The sequence below is a fragment of the Bacillus sp. J33 genome, from assembly GCF_000518885.1.
GTDB lineage: Bacteria > Bacillota > Bacilli > Bacillales > Cytobacillaceae > Cytobacillus.
Genome location: NZ_JAEL01000009.1, coordinates 1 through 17682, shown reverse-complemented (window position 1 = coordinate 17682; position 17682 = coordinate 1). Strand labels below are relative to the sequence as shown.

Annotated in this window: 19 protein-coding genes; 2 read left to right on the top strand and 17 right to left on the bottom strand. The window is 40.6% G+C overall.

Going from position 1 to position 17682, the window contains the following annotated elements:
* The first annotated feature begins 29 nt into the window (after positions 1 to 29).
* Positions 30 to 335 (top strand): transposase, encoded by a 306-nt coding sequence (locus L634_RS0104085; RefSeq protein WP_442852684.1) that lies wholly within the window; start codon positions 30 to 32, stop codon positions 333 to 335.
* A 173-nt stretch (positions 336 to 508) separates the two neighbouring features.
* Here the strand turns inward: L634_RS0104085 and L634_RS0104080 are convergent, their stop codons facing one another.
* The 6 genes from L634_RS0104080 to L634_RS0104055 form a co-directional block, all read right to left on the bottom strand.
* Entirely contained in the window at positions 509 to 994 is a 486-nt protein-coding gene (locus L634_RS0104080; RefSeq protein WP_026581338.1) for a dihydrofolate reductase, read from the bottom strand.
* Positions 991 to 1785 (bottom strand): thymidylate synthase, encoded by a 795-nt coding sequence (locus tag L634_RS0104075; RefSeq protein ID WP_026581337.1) that lies wholly within the window; start codon positions 1783 to 1785, stop codon positions 991 to 993. The genes L634_RS0104080 and L634_RS0104075 overlap by 4 nt, the downstream gene beginning before the upstream one ends.
* A gap of 130 nt (positions 1786 to 1915) precedes the next feature.
* Positions 1916 to 2617: an anthrax toxin lethal factor-related metalloendopeptidase gene (locus tag L634_RS0104070; RefSeq protein WP_026581336.1), complete on the bottom strand. Its 702-nt coding sequence runs from the start codon at positions 2615 to 2617 to the stop codon at positions 1916 to 1918.
* A 243-nt stretch (positions 2618 to 2860) separates the two neighbouring features.
* Positions 2861 to 3472 carry a TerD family protein gene (locus L634_RS0104065; protein WP_026581335.1) on the bottom strand — a complete coding sequence of 204 codons (612 nt, stop codon included), beginning with the start codon at positions 3470 to 3472 and terminating at the stop codon, positions 2861 to 2863.
* A 294-nt stretch (positions 3473 to 3766) separates the two neighbouring features.
* The gene (locus tag L634_RS0104060) at positions 3767 to 4873 is read right to left on the bottom strand and encodes a toxic anion resistance protein (RefSeq protein WP_026581334.1); all 1107 of its coding nucleotides are present in this window, start codon (positions 4871 to 4873) and stop codon (positions 3767 to 3769) included.
* 2 nt (positions 4874 to 4875) lie between these two features.
* Positions 4876 to 6519, bottom strand: a complete 1644-nt coding sequence (locus L634_RS0104055) for a YceG family protein (protein ID WP_051428216.1) — start codon at positions 6517 to 6519, stop codon at positions 4876 to 4878.
* A 200-nt stretch (positions 6520 to 6719) separates the two neighbouring features.
* Here L634_RS0104055 and L634_RS0104050 point away from each other — a divergent pair, with 200 nt between their 5' ends.
* On the top strand, positions 6720 to 7100 hold the full coding sequence (locus tag L634_RS0104050) for a hypothetical protein (RefSeq protein WP_157452347.1): 381 nt from the start codon (positions 6720 to 6722) through the stop codon (positions 7098 to 7100).
* Here the strand turns inward: L634_RS0104050 and L634_RS0104045 are convergent.
* From L634_RS0104045 to L634_RS32470, 11 genes are all read right to left on the bottom strand, one after another.
* Entirely contained in the window at positions 7097 to 7897 is an 801-nt protein-coding gene (locus L634_RS0104045) for a hypothetical protein (protein WP_026581331.1), read from the bottom strand. The genes L634_RS0104050 and L634_RS0104045 overlap by 4 nt on opposite strands.
* The gene (locus tag L634_RS0104040; protein ID WP_026581330.1) at positions 7897 to 9012 is read right to left on the bottom strand and encodes a cysteine protease StiP family protein; all 1116 of its coding nucleotides are present in this window, start codon (positions 9010 to 9012) and stop codon (positions 7897 to 7899) included. The genes L634_RS0104045 and L634_RS0104040 overlap by 1 nt, the downstream gene beginning before the upstream one ends.
* Before the next feature lies 1 nt (position 9013).
* On the bottom strand, positions 9014 to 10381 hold the full coding sequence (locus L634_RS0104035) for a phosphoribosyltransferase family protein (protein WP_026581329.1): 1368 nt from the start codon (positions 10379 to 10381) through the stop codon (positions 9014 to 9016).
* On the bottom strand, positions 10308 to 11519 hold the full coding sequence (locus L634_RS0104030) for an HpcH/HpaI aldolase/citrate lyase family protein (RefSeq protein ID WP_026581328.1): 1212 nt from the start codon (positions 11517 to 11519) through the stop codon (positions 10308 to 10310). Before L634_RS0104030 ends, L634_RS0104035 begins: the two co-directional genes overlap by 74 nt.
* 138 nt (positions 11520 to 11657) lie before the next feature.
* A complete protein-coding gene (locus tag L634_RS0104025) occupies positions 11658 to 12431 on the bottom strand; it encodes a TerC family protein (protein WP_026581327.1) in 774 nt (257 codons plus the stop codon).
* A 90-nt stretch (positions 12432 to 12521) separates the two neighbouring features.
* Positions 12522 to 13103 carry a TerD family protein gene (locus L634_RS0104020; protein ID WP_026581326.1) on the bottom strand — a complete coding sequence of 194 codons (582 nt, stop codon included), beginning with the start codon at positions 13101 to 13103 and terminating at the stop codon, positions 12522 to 12524.
* A 110-nt stretch (positions 13104 to 13213) separates the two neighbouring features.
* Positions 13214 to 13801 (bottom strand): YpjP family protein, encoded by a 588-nt coding sequence (locus L634_RS0104015; RefSeq protein ID WP_026581325.1) that lies wholly within the window; start codon positions 13799 to 13801, stop codon positions 13214 to 13216.
* A gap of 93 nt (positions 13802 to 13894) precedes the next feature.
* Positions 13895 to 15073, bottom strand: a complete 1179-nt coding sequence (locus L634_RS0104010; protein WP_026581324.1) for an LL-diaminopimelate aminotransferase — start codon at positions 15071 to 15073, stop codon at positions 13895 to 13897.
* A 607-nt stretch (positions 15074 to 15680) separates the two neighbouring features.
* Positions 15681 to 16454 carry a class I SAM-dependent methyltransferase gene (locus L634_RS0104000; protein WP_026581323.1) on the bottom strand — a complete coding sequence of 258 codons (774 nt, stop codon included), beginning with the start codon at positions 16452 to 16454 and terminating at the stop codon, positions 15681 to 15683.
* Between the two features lie 226 nt (positions 16455 to 16680).
* Positions 16681 to 17115: a BrxA/BrxB family bacilliredoxin gene (locus L634_RS0103995; protein ID WP_026581322.1), complete on the bottom strand. Its 435-nt coding sequence runs from the start codon at positions 17113 to 17115 to the stop codon at positions 16681 to 16683.
* 411 nt (positions 17116 to 17526) lie between these two features.
* Positions 17527 to 17682 (bottom strand): IS3 family transposase (locus L634_RS32470; protein ID WP_157452346.1); only part of this gene is annotated, 156 nt, incomplete at its 5' end.

Genomic DNA, 17682 nt, shown 5'->3' with positions numbered 1-17682 from the left:
AAAAAAAGAAGAAAATCAGAGAAATGGGTATGAATCAATTAAAAGAACTAATCGCTATACCGAGTGTCAATGCTGTCCGTTTCGAACACTATGTGCTAAAGATAAAGATGCAAAGACCGTTCTGGTCTCTATCGAAAATCAAAAAGCAGCAACAAGAAGTTCGAGAAAGCCTTTCCTCTGAAGAAGGCAATAAAAAGTACAGAAGCCGAAAAATAGATGTTGAGCCTGTCTTTGGACAAATTAAACACAACCGAAAATTCAACTGGTTTTCTCTAAGAGGCCTATCTAAAAATACCACGGATATTGGGGTCTTATTTGTGTTGCCCACAACTTGAAAAAGCGGGATGAACATAGACAAAACAAAGTTAAAGTACTGAAAGCTTAGTGGAGATATCTCTTCTAATTTTGAATATATAACCCGAAAAACGAGATGAAAATGCTTTCAAAACAAAAAACTGACTCAAAAGAGTCGTTTTTTAACGACCTTTTGAGTCAGCCTCTTTAAAATTTATCTTCTTTTGTATATTAAAAACTCATAATCATATGGGTTTTTTTCGTCCTTAATGCCTTTTTCCTTTGAAACGAGTTCCCAATCTGCCATATCAAACTCCGGAAAGAAGGTATCCCCAGCAAATTGGTCATAGATCATAGTTAAATATAGCCGATCAGCTGCAGGGAGAATGGCTTTAAAGATTTCTGCGCCGCCTATGACGAAGACTTCTTCCCTTTTTTCTCTGCTGTATGTCAGCAGTTCATCGACTGAATTTAAAACAGTACAGCCTTCGCAGGAGAACGATTCGTTACGGGTTATCACAATGTTTTCCCTTCCAGGCAGCGGCCTTCCGATTGAATCCCACGTTTTGCGTCCCATTGCAATTGGGTGCCCCATAGTAGTCCTTTTAAAAAACTTTAAGTCTTCAGGCAAATGCCACGGAAGTTTATTGTCTTTTCCGATTACCCGATTCTCATCCATTGCCCACATTAATGAAATCATACGCTGACAGCCCCTTTTATATGAGGATGAGGCTCATAGCCTTCCAGCTTGAAATCATCAAATTTAAAGCCGAAGATATCTTTTACCTCCGGATTAATTATCATTTTTGGAAGAGGTCTTGGGTCCCTGCCAAGCTGCAGATTTACCTGCTCAATGTGATTCTGATAGATATGGACATCACCGAATGTATGTACAAATTCACCGGGCTCCAAATCACAAACCTGGGCAATCATCATCGTCAGCAATGCATAGGAAGCTATATTAAATGGCACCCCAAGGAATACATCTGCCGATCTCTGGTATAGCTGGCAGGAAAGCTTGCCGTCTGCAGCATAAAACTGGAACATGCAGTGGCAAGGCGGCAAAGCCATTTTATCAATTTCACCTACATTCCAGGCATTTACAATTAATCTTCGGGAATCAGGATTTGTTTTTATTTGTTCAATCAGGCTGCTAATCTGGTCAATTGTCGTTCCATCAGCGCCAGTCCAGGATCTCCACTGATGTCCGTATACCGGCCCAAGATTGCCTTCTTCGTCCGCCCATTCATTCCATATTCTTACGCCATTTTCCTGAAGATACTTTACATTCGTATCACCGTTCAAAAACCATAGCAGCTCATGGATTATGGATTTTAAATGCAATTTTTTTGTTGTAACCAGAGGAAAGCCTTCTTGCAGATCAAATCGCATCTGGTAACCAAAGGTACTTATTGTGCCTGTACCTGTACGGTCTTCTTTTTTTGTTCCATTTTCCAGCACATGCTTGCAAAGCTCCAAATACTGTTTCATTTTAACCCAACCTTTACTATAATGCTTACTGTTTATTGTACGGAATCTTAACGAAAAAAACTAGGCGTTACACTTAGAGAATTAAAAATCTGAAAACAAAGAATCCCCTGTGTAAGAAACAGAGGATTCTTCATTTTAAATTTTTAATGAAATCATATGTTTCCGGAGCGTTCTGCCTAAGTATTTTCCTAGACTCTGCTCCTGCAAAGTACATTGCAAATACTTCAGCGAAATATTCTTCAGGAAACGTTAAAAAATAGTCTTTTCCGGGAAAAAGCTTTGCTTTCTCTGCTTTCCACACTCCAAGAAATTTTTGATTAAACCGAATGCCATTGTAGACAAACCGATCAACAGAATGGGCCAGTTCATGAAGTTCAAGGTTTACAGAACCATGTCCTTTTCCCTTTTCACTATAGCCGATTTTAACAAGGACCGTCTTAGATCCCCCTATGCCGGGCACATCATCCCAGGTGATATCCCCAGTATATCCGCGGGGGATTACTCCTTCAAGATGCTGGGCTGTAGGATTATCAGTTAACTTCCCAACGAATAGCTTGACTGTGATATCTTCATCCTCAATTTTGGTTAGGAGGGACGGGGGCAAATTGTCTACCCTGGAGATCATATTCGAAGCCTCTGCTTCATCAAATCGCTCTGTCGGCAAAATAAATATTTCACCCAGCTGATTTGGGGAATTTAAATTGAGAGATTCCTTAAGCTTGGACGATTTAGGATAGTCTTTAAGTTTTATGCCGCCAAAGGCAGCCTGGGAATTCCCTAATAGAGCAAGGGGTACAATCATTATAGCAAATGTAAGAACCATTTTACGCATTGGCATTATCCCTTCTGCAATTCTAAGATGTAATAGATGCCGGCGACAGGGCTTTTGAGTTTAAAAAGTAGTGGAAATGCCTGTTCGGAGAAAATCTATTTAAATGCTGTGAATAACGTCCTAATACTCTATTAAAATTATAACATAAGGAGAGAAATTTTGAAGGAAACAAATGCTGGGAAATTAAAAGAATATTCAAAAAGGACCCGCAATAAGCGGATCCTTTAAGGTATTCAACGGCAATTAAGTATATGAGCGGACAACGTCGGCAAGCCCTGGTGAAGCTGTACCTGTGCCAACAGCGGCAAACTTCCAATCGTTTCCGTGGCGGTAAATCTCGCCAACTATTAAACTAGTTTTTCCGCTGTAGTCATCTGTAAGATTGTAATGTATCATTTCCTGGTTATTGGAAGAATTAACAACACGAATGAACGCATTCTGAATCATGCCAAAATGCTGCTTCCTTTTTACGCTATCATAAATGTTTACAACGAAAACCATCTTATGAATGTGAGCAGGCACACGGTTTAAATCAATAATGATTTGCTCATCGTCGCCAGCTCCATCACCAGTAAGATTATCTCCTGTATGCTGGACGCTTCCATCTCCGCTTTTTAAGTTGCCGAAATAAATGACATCGCTGTTGTTTCTGAGCTTGCCATTTTCACCAAGCATAATAACAGAAGCATCACAGTCGATATTCGCACCGCCGCCGCCTCCAAACAATGAACCAAGGAGTCCGCCGCCTCCGCGGTTTTGCACGGGATCCCAGCCCAATCCTACCATTATTTTGGATAAACCTGGATTTCCCTTAGTTAGGTCAACACGCTGTCCTTTTTGCAAATTAATAGCCATACCTTTTCCACCTCATCAATTTATTATATTTATTAGGCCCTGTTAAATTTGCCTGCTGATTTCCGCTCCCGGCACTCAATCTTTCAGCGGGCGGTCCGACACTCCTCGCCGATTCGCCTGCGGGGCCTCCATTTGACCGAACTCCCGCAGAACATTGAATCAGCTTCCCGATTAATCACCCCGCGAAGAAAGTGCGAAAGCATTTTCGAGGAGCCCGTGCCCTCCGCTTCAATCAACAGGTGCTAAAATCAGCAATAAGTATTAACACAGCCATTTATTAAAATGAGCAGCTGCCTACCCCTGCTGCTTCATTTTTTTAAAATTATCCTGAAGCTGTTCAAGCCTTCTCGTACCTTCTTCGCGCAAGCGCTTGTTTTCCTCTTCAATCGACTTTGTCTCCTGCATGCCCTTCATGATGATATTCCAGGATTCTTCAATGGTCTCAATCTTAATGCTTGGACCCCCTGCCAGCCTGGCAATATCTGCACTTTGGCTAGAGATATTTTGGGCATTGCGGACCAGCATCTCGTTTGTCCGCCGGTCAAGCTCGCTCATGGAATCAGCAACAAGCTTCTGTCTTTTGGCCGCAACTGCTTGAATAAGACCGTTCTTAAAAATCGGGATCGTAGTAACAAATGCAGAATTGATTTTCCCGATAAGCTTCGTATTTCCCCGTTGCAGGAGACGGATTTGAGGTGCAGTTTGAAGAGCAACCATCTTCGCCATTTCAAGATCATAAACCCTCTGCTCCAGCAGCTCTATGGCGTTTCTTAAGGTATCAAGCTGCATGGAAGCCATTTGATCGCCCTGTGCCGCACGGGCTTCCAGCTGAGGAAGCTGATTGGCCTTAAGCTCATCTGCTTTCATTTGTCCGGCAACAGCGTATTTCTCAAGCGTCAAATAGTACTGGTAATTTTGCTCATACATTTGTTCAAGCATATTTGTGGAGTCTACCATTTCATTTTGGTATTTGGAAATTTCAACATACACTTTGTCAATTTCCTGCCCCATGGTCTGATATTTGCCGAAAAGCTTTTCAATCATTTTTTCTCCGCGTTTGAAAAGCTTTCCAAATAATCCTTTTGAGCCTTGCTCAAAATCTTTTTTATCAAATTTGTCCATAATCTTGCCAAGCTGCTTTAAAAGCTCGCCTGAATCTTCAACTTTTGTTGATCTCATATTGCTTAGTATTTGATCTGAAAAGCGGGAGATTTGGACAGCGGGTTCTTTTCCAAATTCAAGGATTTGAATTTGGTCCCTCTCATCAATGGATCTGGCAAGATTTTGCACTTCAGGCTCTTGCCTTAATGCCAGCTTAATTTCTGATACTTTATTCTCTGTTAATTTGTCATCCTGCAATTGGGTTGTTAAATTTAAATCTGTTTGCGGAGTCGGATTCATTTTCAATCACCCTTTAAATTTTTTAATAATCCTTGAAAGAGGACTTTCTTTAAAAAAGAAGGCTCTTTAAATTCCTGTTCAAAAACAACATCTTCAAGCCAATGGACATCATATAAATCCTCCTCAATGAAGTTCTCAATATCGTTATGGCCTGGAGGATTATATAACACAATATCAAGCCCAAACTGATTAAGCAGCAAAAGAAGGGCAGCATCCGATCTTACCATAGTCCCATTCAGTTCATTATTGTAAAGGATGATCTTCGGCACATCCTGAGAATAATCAAATTGCTGCATTAATTTTAGAATGCTGGGCGGAATTTGCATGCTTTGGGTAAAAAGATAGATTTTCAGATCCTCTTCCGATTCATGGGGAAGCAGCTTTAAATAGGGACGTGCACAAATATTCCTTACAGCCCTGGCTATTCCATTTTGCAGTCCGGAAGGAAGATGCTGATATTTCCAATAATGGCCGGAGATTACCTTTTCAGGATCCAGCAGCCCTTCCTTGTCCAGGGCATTGCGGTAATGGAAACGGAAGTCATTATTAACGCTATTTGTAAATGGGAATCTTCTGATCAACAGGCTTTGCTCGAACTGGGTTAACGTCTGTATGCGATCCCAGTATTCCTTCCGGTTCTTGCTTACCCCCTGAATTTTAGCAAAGACAGAAGGAATCATAACCTGCCCTTCTTTTACTTCAAAATTTGGACGGATCATGGCTTTCTCTTTAATAAGAATAAACAATTCATCATAAGTTGTTTTCAGTGTAACTGAAGATGGTGTGTAATCACGCAGCTGCCAGGGTTTATACAATCCGGACCCTTCATGATTCAAGATGGCTTCAATTTCCCTTGAAGCTCTATAAGCAACGGTTGCACTCCTTCTTCTTTTTTCTGTAGGAAAGGGCTCAGGCTCTTGTTTCTCCGGATACCTATGTGCAAATGAGCCCTGAATATCCGGACCCATTTTCCCAAGAAGATCCTCCCCAGAAGGAGAAAAATAAACGACATCGCACCCAAGGCTTATTAAGTAGTACAAAAAATAAAAATGGCTCTTTTTACCACTTCCATACCACATGATTTTAGCTATTGCCTTCTCGGGGTCGCTGTTCTTTATTTCTTTTCCAAGATGATTGAAAGACCACTTTATGACATCAACAAGTACCCTGCGAATATATTGGTTCTTTAAACCATCCGGCTCATTTTCGGAAAAAAGCTTCAGCATATTGATCATTGCTTCCCTGATTTTTCTATGGAGAGCAGATACTGGCGATTTCATTAGCAGCTGTTCACCATCCAGGAATGCAGCAAACCGGTTAATTGATAAGTTTTGCTCCTTATTAATATTCAGCACTTTTTGGATTGCCTGAAATTGCTGATTGTCAATTGTTTTGTCAAGATGATCTTCGCTTAAAAGCATCAGGCCTGCATTATCTGTGTTAATAAGATCAAGCAGCCGATTATAATAATCGTCTTCATCCAAAGGGACTCCCAGAAAACGAGCAACGATTTGTCCAACATGAAGTGTATGCTGTTCCTTAGAAAATTTCTCCCTCTCATCATTCGGCTTTTTAATCTGAGATAGCCAATCTTCATATGTAACCTTCAGCATGTGGGCCTTAATTTGACTATATGATGGATTCATTTATATCCCTTCCCTCTATGAGCGAAAGATGTTTTATCATTTTTATAAACTAGCAAATCTGTACCTTATGGCCCAATTGGAGCCAATGAAAATATGTAAACATATTACCATCATATCATACGTACAACTGGTTTTCTAAAATGATTTAATTAGATTTACGGACTTAAACAGAAAAAGTTTCATTTCTGGTTGATTTAACTATGGAAAACATTGATTTATACACCTCTGCGATTATACATGGCTGTAATGAGCTTAAATCGGGATGCAGGTTTTCACCTTTGTTCCTGTCCCCGCATAGATTGGAGTACCCCGCAGAAGAAGGTGAGTTAAGCATGAGGCTGCTATTTAAAAGAGCAAGATACCGAGGGATTGAAGGTGATTTGAATTTAATTACAAATATTATCTGCTCAGGTTCATTTGTTTTCTTTGATACCTTTGTTTTGGCTATCCTTTTGGCACTGTTTAGTTATCCCCTTTACCATTCACTGGCAGTATCCGGATTAGTATTTTTAAGTGCTTTTTCCTTTAGCTGCTGCATGTTCATGATCTTAAAAAAATGGCTGGGGGACCAGCCGGATTAGATGCTTTGCGTAATATTGCTTAATATTTCTGCAAGAATTTCTTCTCCGGCCATAACTCCCCGATTATTGGAAATTTTATAAGGATGGCAAAGTGATTCATATTTGGCCAGTTCTCCATGATTTGGCACATATGGATAATCGCAAAATTTCAGGAAATCATGATCAAGGACTGAATCCCCAGCCCCAAATACAGTATTTATCCCTTCCCGCTCCTTTATAAACTTCACTGCCTCTCCTTTACATATAGGGGCAGGCATAAAATAAAGCTTTCGGCCCTGCAGAGAAATTCTCCACCCGGAAGACTCGGCAATTCTGCACAGAACTTTTTTTTCCTTACTTGTAATTGCCTTGTTAAGAATATAGTAAAAAAATAGATTATCAGCTATTTTAAGACTGCCGTCCAACTCGTACTCTTTTAATTTTCCGACCATATCCTCCAGATTAGCACACTCGGACCTTAAGCGGTTTTGTACAGTTGAAGTCCAGTCATCAAGAGGTCTCCCCTGAAAATGGATATTTGCTCCATTTGATGTTACAGCATAGGAAAACGGAAGGCCTTTTTGCAAAATAAACACCCGCTCATATTGTTCATAGGTTCTGGTTGTTACCGGCACAAAGTGCATTTTAGAAGAAACTTCCATTAACATCTGATATGCCCTCTGTGTCATAAAGGCAATTTCCCGTCCTGCTTTTCTCTCTGCGCCAATTAAACGGTCCATTTCGTCATTTCCTAATTCAGACAGGGCCCTCTCTGAGTATATAAGGGTTCTGTCCAGGTCTGAAGCAAACATCATCATTATTCTTTTTCCGCCTTTTTAATTAATCCGCAGCAAGTGTAACTCATATTAGGGTAATGGATGATTTCTACATTACGTTCCTTGGCCAGCATAGCAATATGCCGGACATACGGGCTTTCAGGATCCTTCATGAGAATTTTCCATGGAAGCCTTCTTAGAAGAACCCTCGTTGTTTCTCCCACACCCGGCTTTACAAAATTAACAGATTCAATGTCAAATTCTTCTTTTATTTTCCGTACCTCTTCCATCCCCTGGAAGGTTGCATCCCCCTTTTTTGCCATTAAAGGTGCTGCTGTTTCTGCAGCCTCCTGTTTAATAGCTTGAAACTCATCTTCAATAATCGAAAGATATTCATTTGAAACATCAGCACTTTCCAGCTCTTTATAATATTTGGCACCGTGAAAATCACTGGGCCCAATATATTTTTCATTTAAGACCGTCCTGCTTACTAATCCTGAAACAGTAGAATTCAGACAGGCACTCGGGATTAAGAAGTCTTCCCTTGTCCCATAAAGTGTTGTGCAGTGTCCTGGGTCAGCCAGGACCGCCAATGTATCATCAAGCGCAATGCCGTTTTTTTCACTAAATTCCCTGCAAGCTTTGGTTAATTCAATTGAAATGGCCCCTTTGCCAGTCCAGCCATCTACGAATTGAATATTGCACCCTGGGTGGCTTTGTAAAATATAATTTATAGCGTTTTCATCAATTCCCCTGTCACGGATTATGGATACGCTATAATGAGGCAGATCTGCTCCATAAACCTCAGAAAGATACCGCTTGATCAAAATGCCAACAGGCGTGCCTGCTCTGGCTAATGACACTAAAACGGTGTTTTCTCCTTTTAGCTTCCAGATTTGTTCAGCAACTGTACCTGCGCATAGTGCGACTTTTTGTTTATATTCCTCTAGCGTTTCCCAGAAAAGGTTCAGATAATTTTCCGGAGGCTGATATTCTATCGGCAGTGTTTCACTGTAATGCTGGCCTGACTGAATGTTTTTTTCTCTCTCCTCAATAGTTCCCTCAAGAGAAAAGGTGCTTAAGTCCTTTAATAAAAACACAACATCTTTATTATTATAAGAACCAATTGACTTCTTTTGATCTGCTGCGTAAACCATTTCATTCACCTCCATTAAAAAAAACGACCTTAATATCTTTGATGTATTTCTTTATTTGACTAATGAGAATCTCAAGTGTGTCATTGAACGCCTCCCTCTCAAAAAACAGGAATAGTTCATCATAGAGGCCTTCAGGGATGTTATACACATATTGGGCCATATCCCGGTCTTCAGGATTAGGGAACGAAATTCCATATTGAGCACCGTAATTCTCTTCGTTCCTTACAAAAATCGGACTCCGGGTTGTTGAGTGAAACTTAACGCTTTCCCCCATTAAAGATGCAAGTTTCATAGGGATATACATGAATTCACCTGTGCCAAGGCATAGAGTTCTTTTGCCAGTCCGGCTGCTGGATAGATAGGTTCCGATTATGCTTAAAGCATTTTCTAATCTTTCCTGTCCTTTCTCATTCAGTCCAAATCTCCCGGAATCTTTTAAATAAGGGACTTGCCTGATATCTCCTCCAAGAGTGACAGAAGGGCCTTCTATATGATCTAATAAGTCAGGGAATTCTTTATTTATATGAATGTATGAAACGATGGCTGTCTCCTCTTTTGTTTGGAAATTCGCTTGAATATCACCTGTTTCAGGTGAACCTTGTACCCGGATCTCCCCCTTTAAAAGTGACACGCTATGAATCGTTATGCCCAATTCCTTTTCGAGAGCATTAAAGCGATTCAAGTCCTCTTCGGAGCGCCAATCTAATATAGATACAACTGTATATACTTCACGCGGAAATCGTGCATGAATGGAACGGATAATATTCACGGCTGTATTGCCAGTCGTCATTTCATCATCAACAAGGATGATTTCCCTTTGATTATCCAAAAGCCTTCCATCGATATAGCAGCGATGGGATGTCGCATGGGAGTGCTCCTCTTCAAAAGTAATAACCGGAACCCTATCTGCAAGCTGCTCTCTTGTAGTATGAAAGAACTCGGCCTTTTGAAAAGATTGGAAGAAAGCATGTCCGAGTGCAGTCGCTGTTTCTGCAAAACCAATAATAACCGGATTATGTTCCGCCCCAATGAAAGGACTGCTATTAAAAGTGCCGGAGCCGTTCTTAAAAGCAGAAAGAAGTTCTTCGGCCTTGCCTGTCTCCTTCTTCTTTACCTTTTCCATATAACGGTTGGCGAGAAGCTCTCCTGTCAGCAGCCCGATTCGCGGATTGATCGGTATATGCTTCCCAAGGACCTTGCTGACAAACAAAAAGGACCTTTTTTTGTTAATTCTTGCTGCCATTATAAATAAATCTTCCGCAGGAATTTGATATGGATTCTCTGTGATGTCAATCTCAACGTTTAGCGAGTTGAGGATCTGATGCGAATATGTCGTTTTTGAGAAGGTCAATGTATGTGTATTCTTCATGAAGCACCCCGTATATTTCAGATTTAAGCATTATTTTTTTAGCCCAATACAAATGAGGTTTAATTTCATTCATTTTGTTTTGGTACGTACTTTTCATAACCCCTATTTTTCCGTTTGCCTGATCGACAATGCTTTTTGCGTCCAAGTACTCTTCAAGCGTTACAGTATTCAAAGCCTGAACAGGTCTTATATGTGTGGGATGAATGATCGTTTTGCCAGTAAGGCCATTTGAAATATCCATGGCTATTTCCCTGATTAATCCGTCCATATGCTTATCTATCAAATCTGTTCTCATTTTAATTCCATCCTGCCCAAACCGCTCCCTGAAAGGAGTCTGCCTGATTTGAGGCTTAAGTAGGCGGTCTTTTGAAGAGAAGTATTCCCATACAGGACCAGAAATGACATATGGATGGTCTGCCCGCAAAAAGATATTGATAATATCTGAAATGCAATCCCTGATCACACTGATATCGTATACAGTTGTATCGGAGTTTCTGCGAATACCATACAGGCCGCTAAAATCAGTAGCCCCAATCCTGACATTCAATATTAAATCCTCATGTTGGTCCAAAACATGTTTAATGCTGATTAATTCATCCAGCCTTGTTTCCTTTTGAATAATTTGCTTGGTTTCCAGAATAGGCATGGCATATAAGCAGTACCCGCTTGATTGGATGTTCCTAATTTCCTTTAATATTCTGCCGCCTTCCAGGGGAGAAAACTTCGGAAGCACAAATCCTGTGAGCAAATGCATCCCATTAGGAATCCTGCTCTTTAATCTCACCAGCTGCTCATAGCTCCTGATTCTAACAAAGATTAATGGCAGATCATCTTCCTGGCAATGGCCTTTCGCCAAATCCACACTTAAGTTCTCCAGTTCTAAAGACAGCAGATCTTCAGCCCTTTCTACCTCATCATCTCCTATCGCATCCTCCAGGCAGATAACCATTGAGGTTAGGCCTGCATGCTTTTTAGAGAGCAGATCCTGGTGAATATTCGGCCTTGTAGCAGGCATATATAAGGTTGCCCCCAATGCATAAGCCAAAAGTTCCTTTCCGGATCTTTTATTGAATATACCAGGTTTTTTATAGAAAACCTGATTCACTTTTTCATCCGGGAGATCGGAAAATAGTCTCATTATTACAGCTCCATTCTTTCTTTCACAAGATGCCAGCCAGTGCTAATCCCTCCTTTTACCCAAAAAAGGATAAAAAGAAAAGGGAGCGGACATGTGTCTGATCCCTTTTGCTGGTACTTAGCTATAAAAGTTTCATCATTAATTGGCTGTTTCTTGTTCTTTCTTTTTGTTTCTGTAGTGAACAACGAATGTTCCGGCAAATACAACAAGAAGCAGAATAAAGAAATGAACATGCTCAACATGTATATGAAATACGCCTAACAGCATCTTTACAGCAATAATTAAAATTAATACGTAGGCAGCTGTCTCAAGTTCAGGAATTCTGTCGATAAGCTTCAGGAAGATTCCTGCAACACCACGCATCATTAATACGCCAAGCATTCCGCCTAAAAGAAGAACCCAAATTTCCTGGCTGATCCCAAAAGCAGCTAATACGCTGTCTACAGAGAAGGCAATATCCATAAGCTCGACCGCAGCTACTGTTCCCCAGAAAGGGCCGAATAAGCGAATCAGTAAACCTTTCTGATTGATGCCTTCCATATCCTCTTCGTCTGCTTCTCCTAATCCTTTTTTCTTATCAATAAAGTATTTGATGGATAGCCACGCAAGGTAACCTGCACCAAGGATTTTAACCCACCAGAATTCAATTAGGTATACACCGATACCGATTGCAATGAAACGGAATATATAAGCCCCAAGCAAACCATAAAATAAAGCCTTTTTGCGTTTCTCTTCAGGCAAATGTTTAACCATAACCGCAAGAACCAGTGCATTATCCGCTGACAAAAGGCCTTCCATGATCACAAGCGTACCAATTAGCCCCCAGCTGACAGGGTTTGATAAAACATCAACCCACATTTCCCAGTCAAAAAACGCGGCATAAGTATTAAGAATTCCCTCTAAAACTGCCATTCTTGTATTGTTCCCCCTAGATACTCTCTATTTTGTTCGTATAAAAGACTCGGCATTGCCGAGCCTGTATTATGCAAATATACCTCTTCATTAACCAACCTGTAAACCGAAATCTTTTGCCAGGGCAGCCAATCCTCCCTGATATCCGCTGCCGATTGCACTGAATTTCCACTCTCCATTATGTCTATATAATTCTCCAACAACAAGAGCTGTTTCTATGGAGAAATCTTCACCAAGATCATAGCGGATTAATTCTTCTCCGGAATCCTCGTTCAGGATCCTTACATATGAATTTGAAACTTGGCCAAAGTTTTGGTTTCTGGATTCCGCATCGTGGATTGTAATAGTGAAGGTAATACGCTGAACATTTGCAGGTACGTTCGCAAGATCAATGTTCACCTGCTCGTCATCCCCATCTCCTTCACCTGTACGGTTATCGCCAGTATGTACAACAGAACCATTGCCGCCAGTTGTATTGTTATAGAAAACAAAATCGCTTTCAGATGTTACTTTTCCATTATCTCCAAGAAGGAAAACGGAAGAATCTAAATCAAAGTCATTTCCGCCATCATATTTGTTCGTGTCCCATCCAAGACCTACTATTACTTTAGTCATTCCAGGGTTCGATTTTGTCAAATCAACTTTTTGACCTTTCGATAAACTTACTGCCATTTCAATTCAAACCTCCATTAAGTAGAATAAATGTATTTACGTTAGAAATCATGGAAAGTTTCATATTCCATAAAATTATTTTTTCATAACATGTAATTTATTTCAATCTTTTAACTCATCCATTTAGGAGGAGTATTTTTGTCCCAATAAATCGCTCCCAATTCATGATGGGCCTGAAAACTGTCATGATGGGTATGGTAATGAAAGTTAAACCAGTAGCCTTGCTGGGGGGGATGGTCCCTTCTCACATGAAATCGGATCACATCTTCACTCGTCTGGCTATTTGTTATATGGAAGATCTTTTCTGATAATCCTCCTCCGGGAGTTTCAGTAACTTTTAAATGGGCAAGGCTTTCCTCGGGAAATTGCACTGCTACCTCCTGGATTGCTTTTTCGATATTTGGAAGGATCACTTCATTAAATTCATCTTCAATCACCGGGCCGATTTTTGTGCCAAACTTTTCATAGGACTGCATCTCAGCTTCCTTGACCATTTGCCTTATAAATACCTCTTTATCAACATAATTATCTTCTTCCGTCGAAGGTCCTGTACTGCTGTCAGTTTTTTCAACATCAGAAGCCCTTGATGCCTTTAACTGATTCGTATTTTCATATAGGAAGGCTTGAGACGGAGTTACCATGCCAAACGTTAATATGGTTACGAGTACAACAAAGGATTTTCTCAGCCAATTTGGCATATTTCTCATCCTCCTTTCCAATAAATTCGCCTATTGCTTTTCGCTCCATTAATATAATGTGAAAGTCAGCAGAGCGGTGCCATAGCATCCAAATTAAGCAAGAACTTTCTTTATAATCCCGCTTTTTTCAATGTTGGCGACAGCTTGCTTAAGGACTTCTTCAGGCTGGACAAGTGCAATTCGCACATATCCTTCTCCCCACTGCCCGAACGCATTGCCGGGTGTTACCACTACACCTGCCCGGTTAATTAATTCAATTGCGAAGTCTTTCGAACTATATGGAGAAGGCACCTCTGCCCATATAAACATAGAACCCTCCGGCTTGCTGACTAGCCAGCCTATATTATTTAAACCTTCTGCCAAAACATCCCTTCTTTTCCTGTAAACCTTCCTCAAGCCGGTTAAAAATTCTGATTGGTCTCTAAGCGCTCTGGAAGCTGCAGCCTGAACCGGCAAAAACACACCATAATCCAGATTTGACTTGAAATTAGACAGCATCATAATGAGATGTTTATTTCCAGCAGCGTAAGCGACCCGGCAGCCAGCCATATTAAAGCTTTTGGATAAGGAATTCATCTCCAAACCCACTTCCATGGCTCCTTCTACCGATAAAAAACTTAGAGGCTTTTGATCATAATAAAGTTCTGAATAAGCAAAATCGTGCAAAATAACAAAGTTATACTTTTTAGCAAGACTAATCGCTTCAAGATAAAAATCTTCAGTGGCCATTGCAGGAACAGGGTTGCCCGGGAAATTCAAAATCATTAACTTAGTTTTTCGGAGGATATCCTCAGGGATATCCTGCAGATCTGGGAGAAACCTGTTTTCTTTTTTTAGAGGTATGCTATATATTTGAGCTCCTGCCATTCCCGCACCTGCAGCATAGGCTGTGTAACCCGGATCTGGAACAAGAATATAATCACCCGGATCACAAAGAACCATGGGCAAGTGCACAAGCCCATCCTGGGATCCCATCAGCAAAAGCACTTCTGAATCCTGGTTAAGCCTCACATTAAAATTTCTCTTATAGTAGTCACATACAGCGGAGTGAAACTCCTCAGTTCCAGTTAAGGAATAACCGTATAAATCCGGATTCTTAGAGCTTCTTGCCAATTCATCAGTTATAAAGTTTGGCGGCGGCAGATCAGGACTGCCTATGCTTAGGTCTATCATCGGGTTTCCGTCTGAAAGTTTAGAATTCTTTATCTGTGACAGCTCAGCAAAGACACTTTCCTGAAAGGAAGCCATTCTTTTTGAAATAGGAAATTCCATATTATCCTTCCTCGCTATGTATCTCTTTTCTATTTTTCTATTATACTGCTTTTTGCAGTAAATGAAAATTGATTTCATTTTTCATTAATTAAAACAATAGCTATATAGTGAAAAATATAATTCGTATGATTACAAAACAATATAGCGGGAATAATAGGAACAAATCGCTTTCAGCGAATCAAAAAGGACGGCAAAGGGGGAATTTGGGATGGATTGGTCTCTTGTTTTTGTTATTGCAAGCTTGCTGTTAATGGCATATTTTGTTTACCTGGCTATTGCCGACTAATGTGAAGGTGCCGAATATTGCGGCACCTTTTTTAGTTTGGCTGTTTTCGAAAGTTTGTTGCTTTTCAGGTGACAAAATAAGTTTAACCAACTGAGCTGACTGCAGCGGAGGGCACCTCGAAAATGCATTCACATTTTCTTGCGACAAGGTGTTTATTCAAGAATGCTTTTCCAATGTCCTGCGCAGAAAAGAGGGAAGCGGGAGACCCCACAGACGATGCCGGGGAGGTTCTAATTCCTCCCCGCAGGAAAGCTTGAGTGCCCCGTGCTGAAATCAACGGTCAAAATTTATAAATAAGACCAATAATCTATGAGACAGCCTTTAGGTTTCTATAACACCAAAATGGAATTTGGAAGTTTTTCGCCTGTGCACTTTAAATCCATATTGTTCAAATCTTGAGCTTCTAAAATGATCTTTTAAAACTACTTTTTCTCTGGCAACTCTTTTCGCCTGAGAAATTATCTCTTCCGAAAGATCAGCATATACCGCATATCGGCTAAGGGCCTTAATTCCATCCGATTCAAGAATGGTTTCTTCAAACATCGGATCAAAATAAACAATATCATAGCTGTCATCAGGCAAGTTTTTTAAATATGGAAGAGACATTGTGGACTTTACCTGTACTCTCCTCATAGCACAGTCCATTGCTTCCAGACCTGACTCCCATTGCCGAAGGCCATTCCCCACAAGAAAAGCAAGGTATTCATTGCCCTCCAGCCCTGTAACCGTTCCTTCTATTCCAACAGCCAAGCTTGCTGCTATACTGTCTGATGCGAGTCCAAGGGTACAATCCAGAACGCTGCTTCCTTTCCGGATCTCTGCTGCCTGAATAAAAGGATCACTCTCACCCTTTAGCAGCCGCTTTATTCTAAACATCGCTGAATTGGGATGAAAAAAGAATGGCTGGCTCTCACCCAACGGAAAAAGCTCGAGGCGCTCCTTTCCAACAACAATGCAATCGTCCTGCCGCTGTTTTTGAATAGTGCTAACCGACTTTTTATTGCGCTCCATGTATTCCGCTTCCAAATATTCAGCTATTTTTTTGGCTTTTTCCTTCATTTCCTGGTTTGTCCGTCCGGCTGTAGTAATAATCATCCTGTTCACCTGGCTTTTATTAAACTATGTAAACCTTTACTTTAAATCCCTTCTGCAAGAACACCTTTGGCGGGTGGTCCGGAATTATTGATACCAATACCTTTATTGGACCTCGTTTGACTTGCTTTTCGATGGGTAATCAGCAGTTAGCCCTAAAGTAGCCAAAAGACAAAGAAAAGGGTGCCAGCTGACACCCCTTTTCAAAAAAGACCCTAAAAAATTTTAATTAACAGTTCGCTTCAAACGCCGCAAGAAGATTCTCCATAATTGCTTCCATAGGATGGTCTTCAATATCGTGGCGGTGAATGAAGTGAACAACTTCCTTCCCTTTTAACAGGGCCATGGAAGGAGATGAAGGCTCATACCCTTCGAAGTATTCGCGCATTTTTGCAGTGGCTTCTTTGTCCTGGCCTGCAAAGACGGTCACTAAATGGTCCGGTTTCTTATCACTTCTTAAAACTGCCTGTGTTGCTGCTGGACGGGCCAAACCTGCTGCGCATCCGCAAACGGAATTAACGGCAACAAGGGCTGTACCTTCAAGCCCTTCCATAAATTGTACGACTTCTTCAGCAGTTGTCAGTTCCTTAAAACCTGCCTGCACAAGTTCCTCACGCATTGGCTTTACCATCTGTCTCATATATTCTTCATACGCCATTGACATATTATTGCCTCCTCTTGACTGGTACATTTTGTACAGTAAGCATACTATAACCTCAGGTGGTTATGCAATTTTCCATGCCGCTATTAATCTTAAAATATTTTGGAATCGGATGCTCAGCATCCATCCAAATGTTTGTGATTCTGTTATCTTTACAATTTAATTAGTGATCATTCAGATCATTTAGCTGAAATTTTCTGTTTTACTGACTGTTTAGCAGTTATATCGGCCAAATTTATTAATTTATCGGCCAATTCTCCAGTTTTATCGGCCAAAACTGATACTACGTCAAGAAAACGGACAAATTAAATTGGGCACTTTCTTACTTTCTTCCTACCGCGCTATCGCTTGGTAACCTGGACAAATGATGATCTAACTTGCGTTACATCATNATTTGTCCAGGAAAAGGTTAAATTAGGCGACTTTCATTTTTGAGTAGTAAGCTTTTTCAAACTCCATCGGTGATTGGTATCCAATGGTTGAATGAATCCTCTCTGGATTGTAAAAACAAGTGATATACTCAAAAACTTCCTTTGTTGCCTCTGCTCTTGTCCTATATTTTTTCTGGTA

Excerpts from the sequence above, each read along its gene's own strand:
- L634_RS0104085 (WP_442852684.1), top strand. The coding sequence starts at position 30 with ATGAATCAATTAAAAGAACTAATCGCTATACCGAGTGTCAATGCTGTC.
- L634_RS0104080 (WP_026581338.1), bottom strand. The coding sequence starts at position 994 with ATGATTTCATTAATGTGGGCAATGGATGAGAATCGGGTAATCGGAAAA.
- L634_RS0104075 (WP_026581337.1), bottom strand. The coding sequence starts at position 1,785 with ATGAAACAGTATTTGGAGCTTTGCAAGCATGTGCTGGAAAATGGAACA.
- L634_RS0104070 (WP_026581336.1), bottom strand. The coding sequence starts at position 2,617 with ATGCGTAAAATGGTTCTTACATTTGCTATAATGATTGTACCCCTTGCT.
- L634_RS0104065 (WP_026581335.1), bottom strand. The coding sequence starts at position 3,472 with ATGGCTATTAATTTGCAAAAAGGACAGCGTGTTGACCTAACTAAGGGA.
- L634_RS0104060 (WP_026581334.1), bottom strand. The coding sequence starts at position 4,873 with ATGAATCCGACTCCGCAAACAGATTTAAATTTAACAACCCAATTGCAG.
- L634_RS0104055 (WP_051428216.1), bottom strand. The coding sequence starts at position 6,519 with ATGAATCCATCATATAGTCAAATTAAGGCCCACATGCTGAAGGTTACA.
- L634_RS0104050 (WP_157452347.1), top strand. The coding sequence starts at position 6,720 with ATGGAAAACATTGATTTATACACCTCTGCGATTATACATGGCTGTAAT.
- L634_RS0104045 (WP_026581331.1), bottom strand. The coding sequence starts at position 7,897 with ATGATGATGTTTGCTTCAGACCTGGACAGAACCCTTATATACTCAGAG.
- L634_RS0104040 (WP_026581330.1), bottom strand. The coding sequence starts at position 9,012 with ATGGTTTACGCAGCAGATCAAAAGAAGTCAATTGGTTCTTATAATAAT.
- L634_RS0104035 (WP_026581329.1), bottom strand. The coding sequence starts at position 10,381 with ATGAAGAATACACATACATTGACCTTCTCAAAAACGACATATTCGCAT.
- L634_RS0104030 (WP_026581328.1), bottom strand. The coding sequence starts at position 11,519 with ATGAGACTATTTTCCGATCTCCCGGATGAAAAAGTGAATCAGGTTTTC.
- L634_RS0104025 (WP_026581327.1), bottom strand. The coding sequence starts at position 12,431 with ATGGCAGTTTTAGAGGGAATTCTTAATACTTATGCCGCGTTTTTTGAC.
- L634_RS0104020 (WP_026581326.1), bottom strand. The coding sequence starts at position 13,103 with ATGGCAGTAAGTTTATCGAAAGGTCAAAAAGTTGATTTGACAAAATCG.
- L634_RS0104015 (WP_026581325.1), bottom strand. The coding sequence starts at position 13,801 with ATGCCAAATTGGCTGAGAAAATCCTTTGTTGTACTCGTAACCATATTA.
- L634_RS0104010 (WP_026581324.1), bottom strand. The coding sequence starts at position 15,073 with ATGGAATTTCCTATTTCAAAAAGAATGGCTTCCTTTCAGGAAAGTGTC.
- L634_RS0104000 (WP_026581323.1), bottom strand. The coding sequence starts at position 16,454 with ATGATTATTACTACAGCCGGACGGACAAACCAGGAAATGAAGGAAAAA.
- L634_RS0103995 (WP_026581322.1), bottom strand. The coding sequence starts at position 17,115 with ATGTCAATGGCGTATGAAGAATATATGAGACAGATGGTAAAGCCAATG.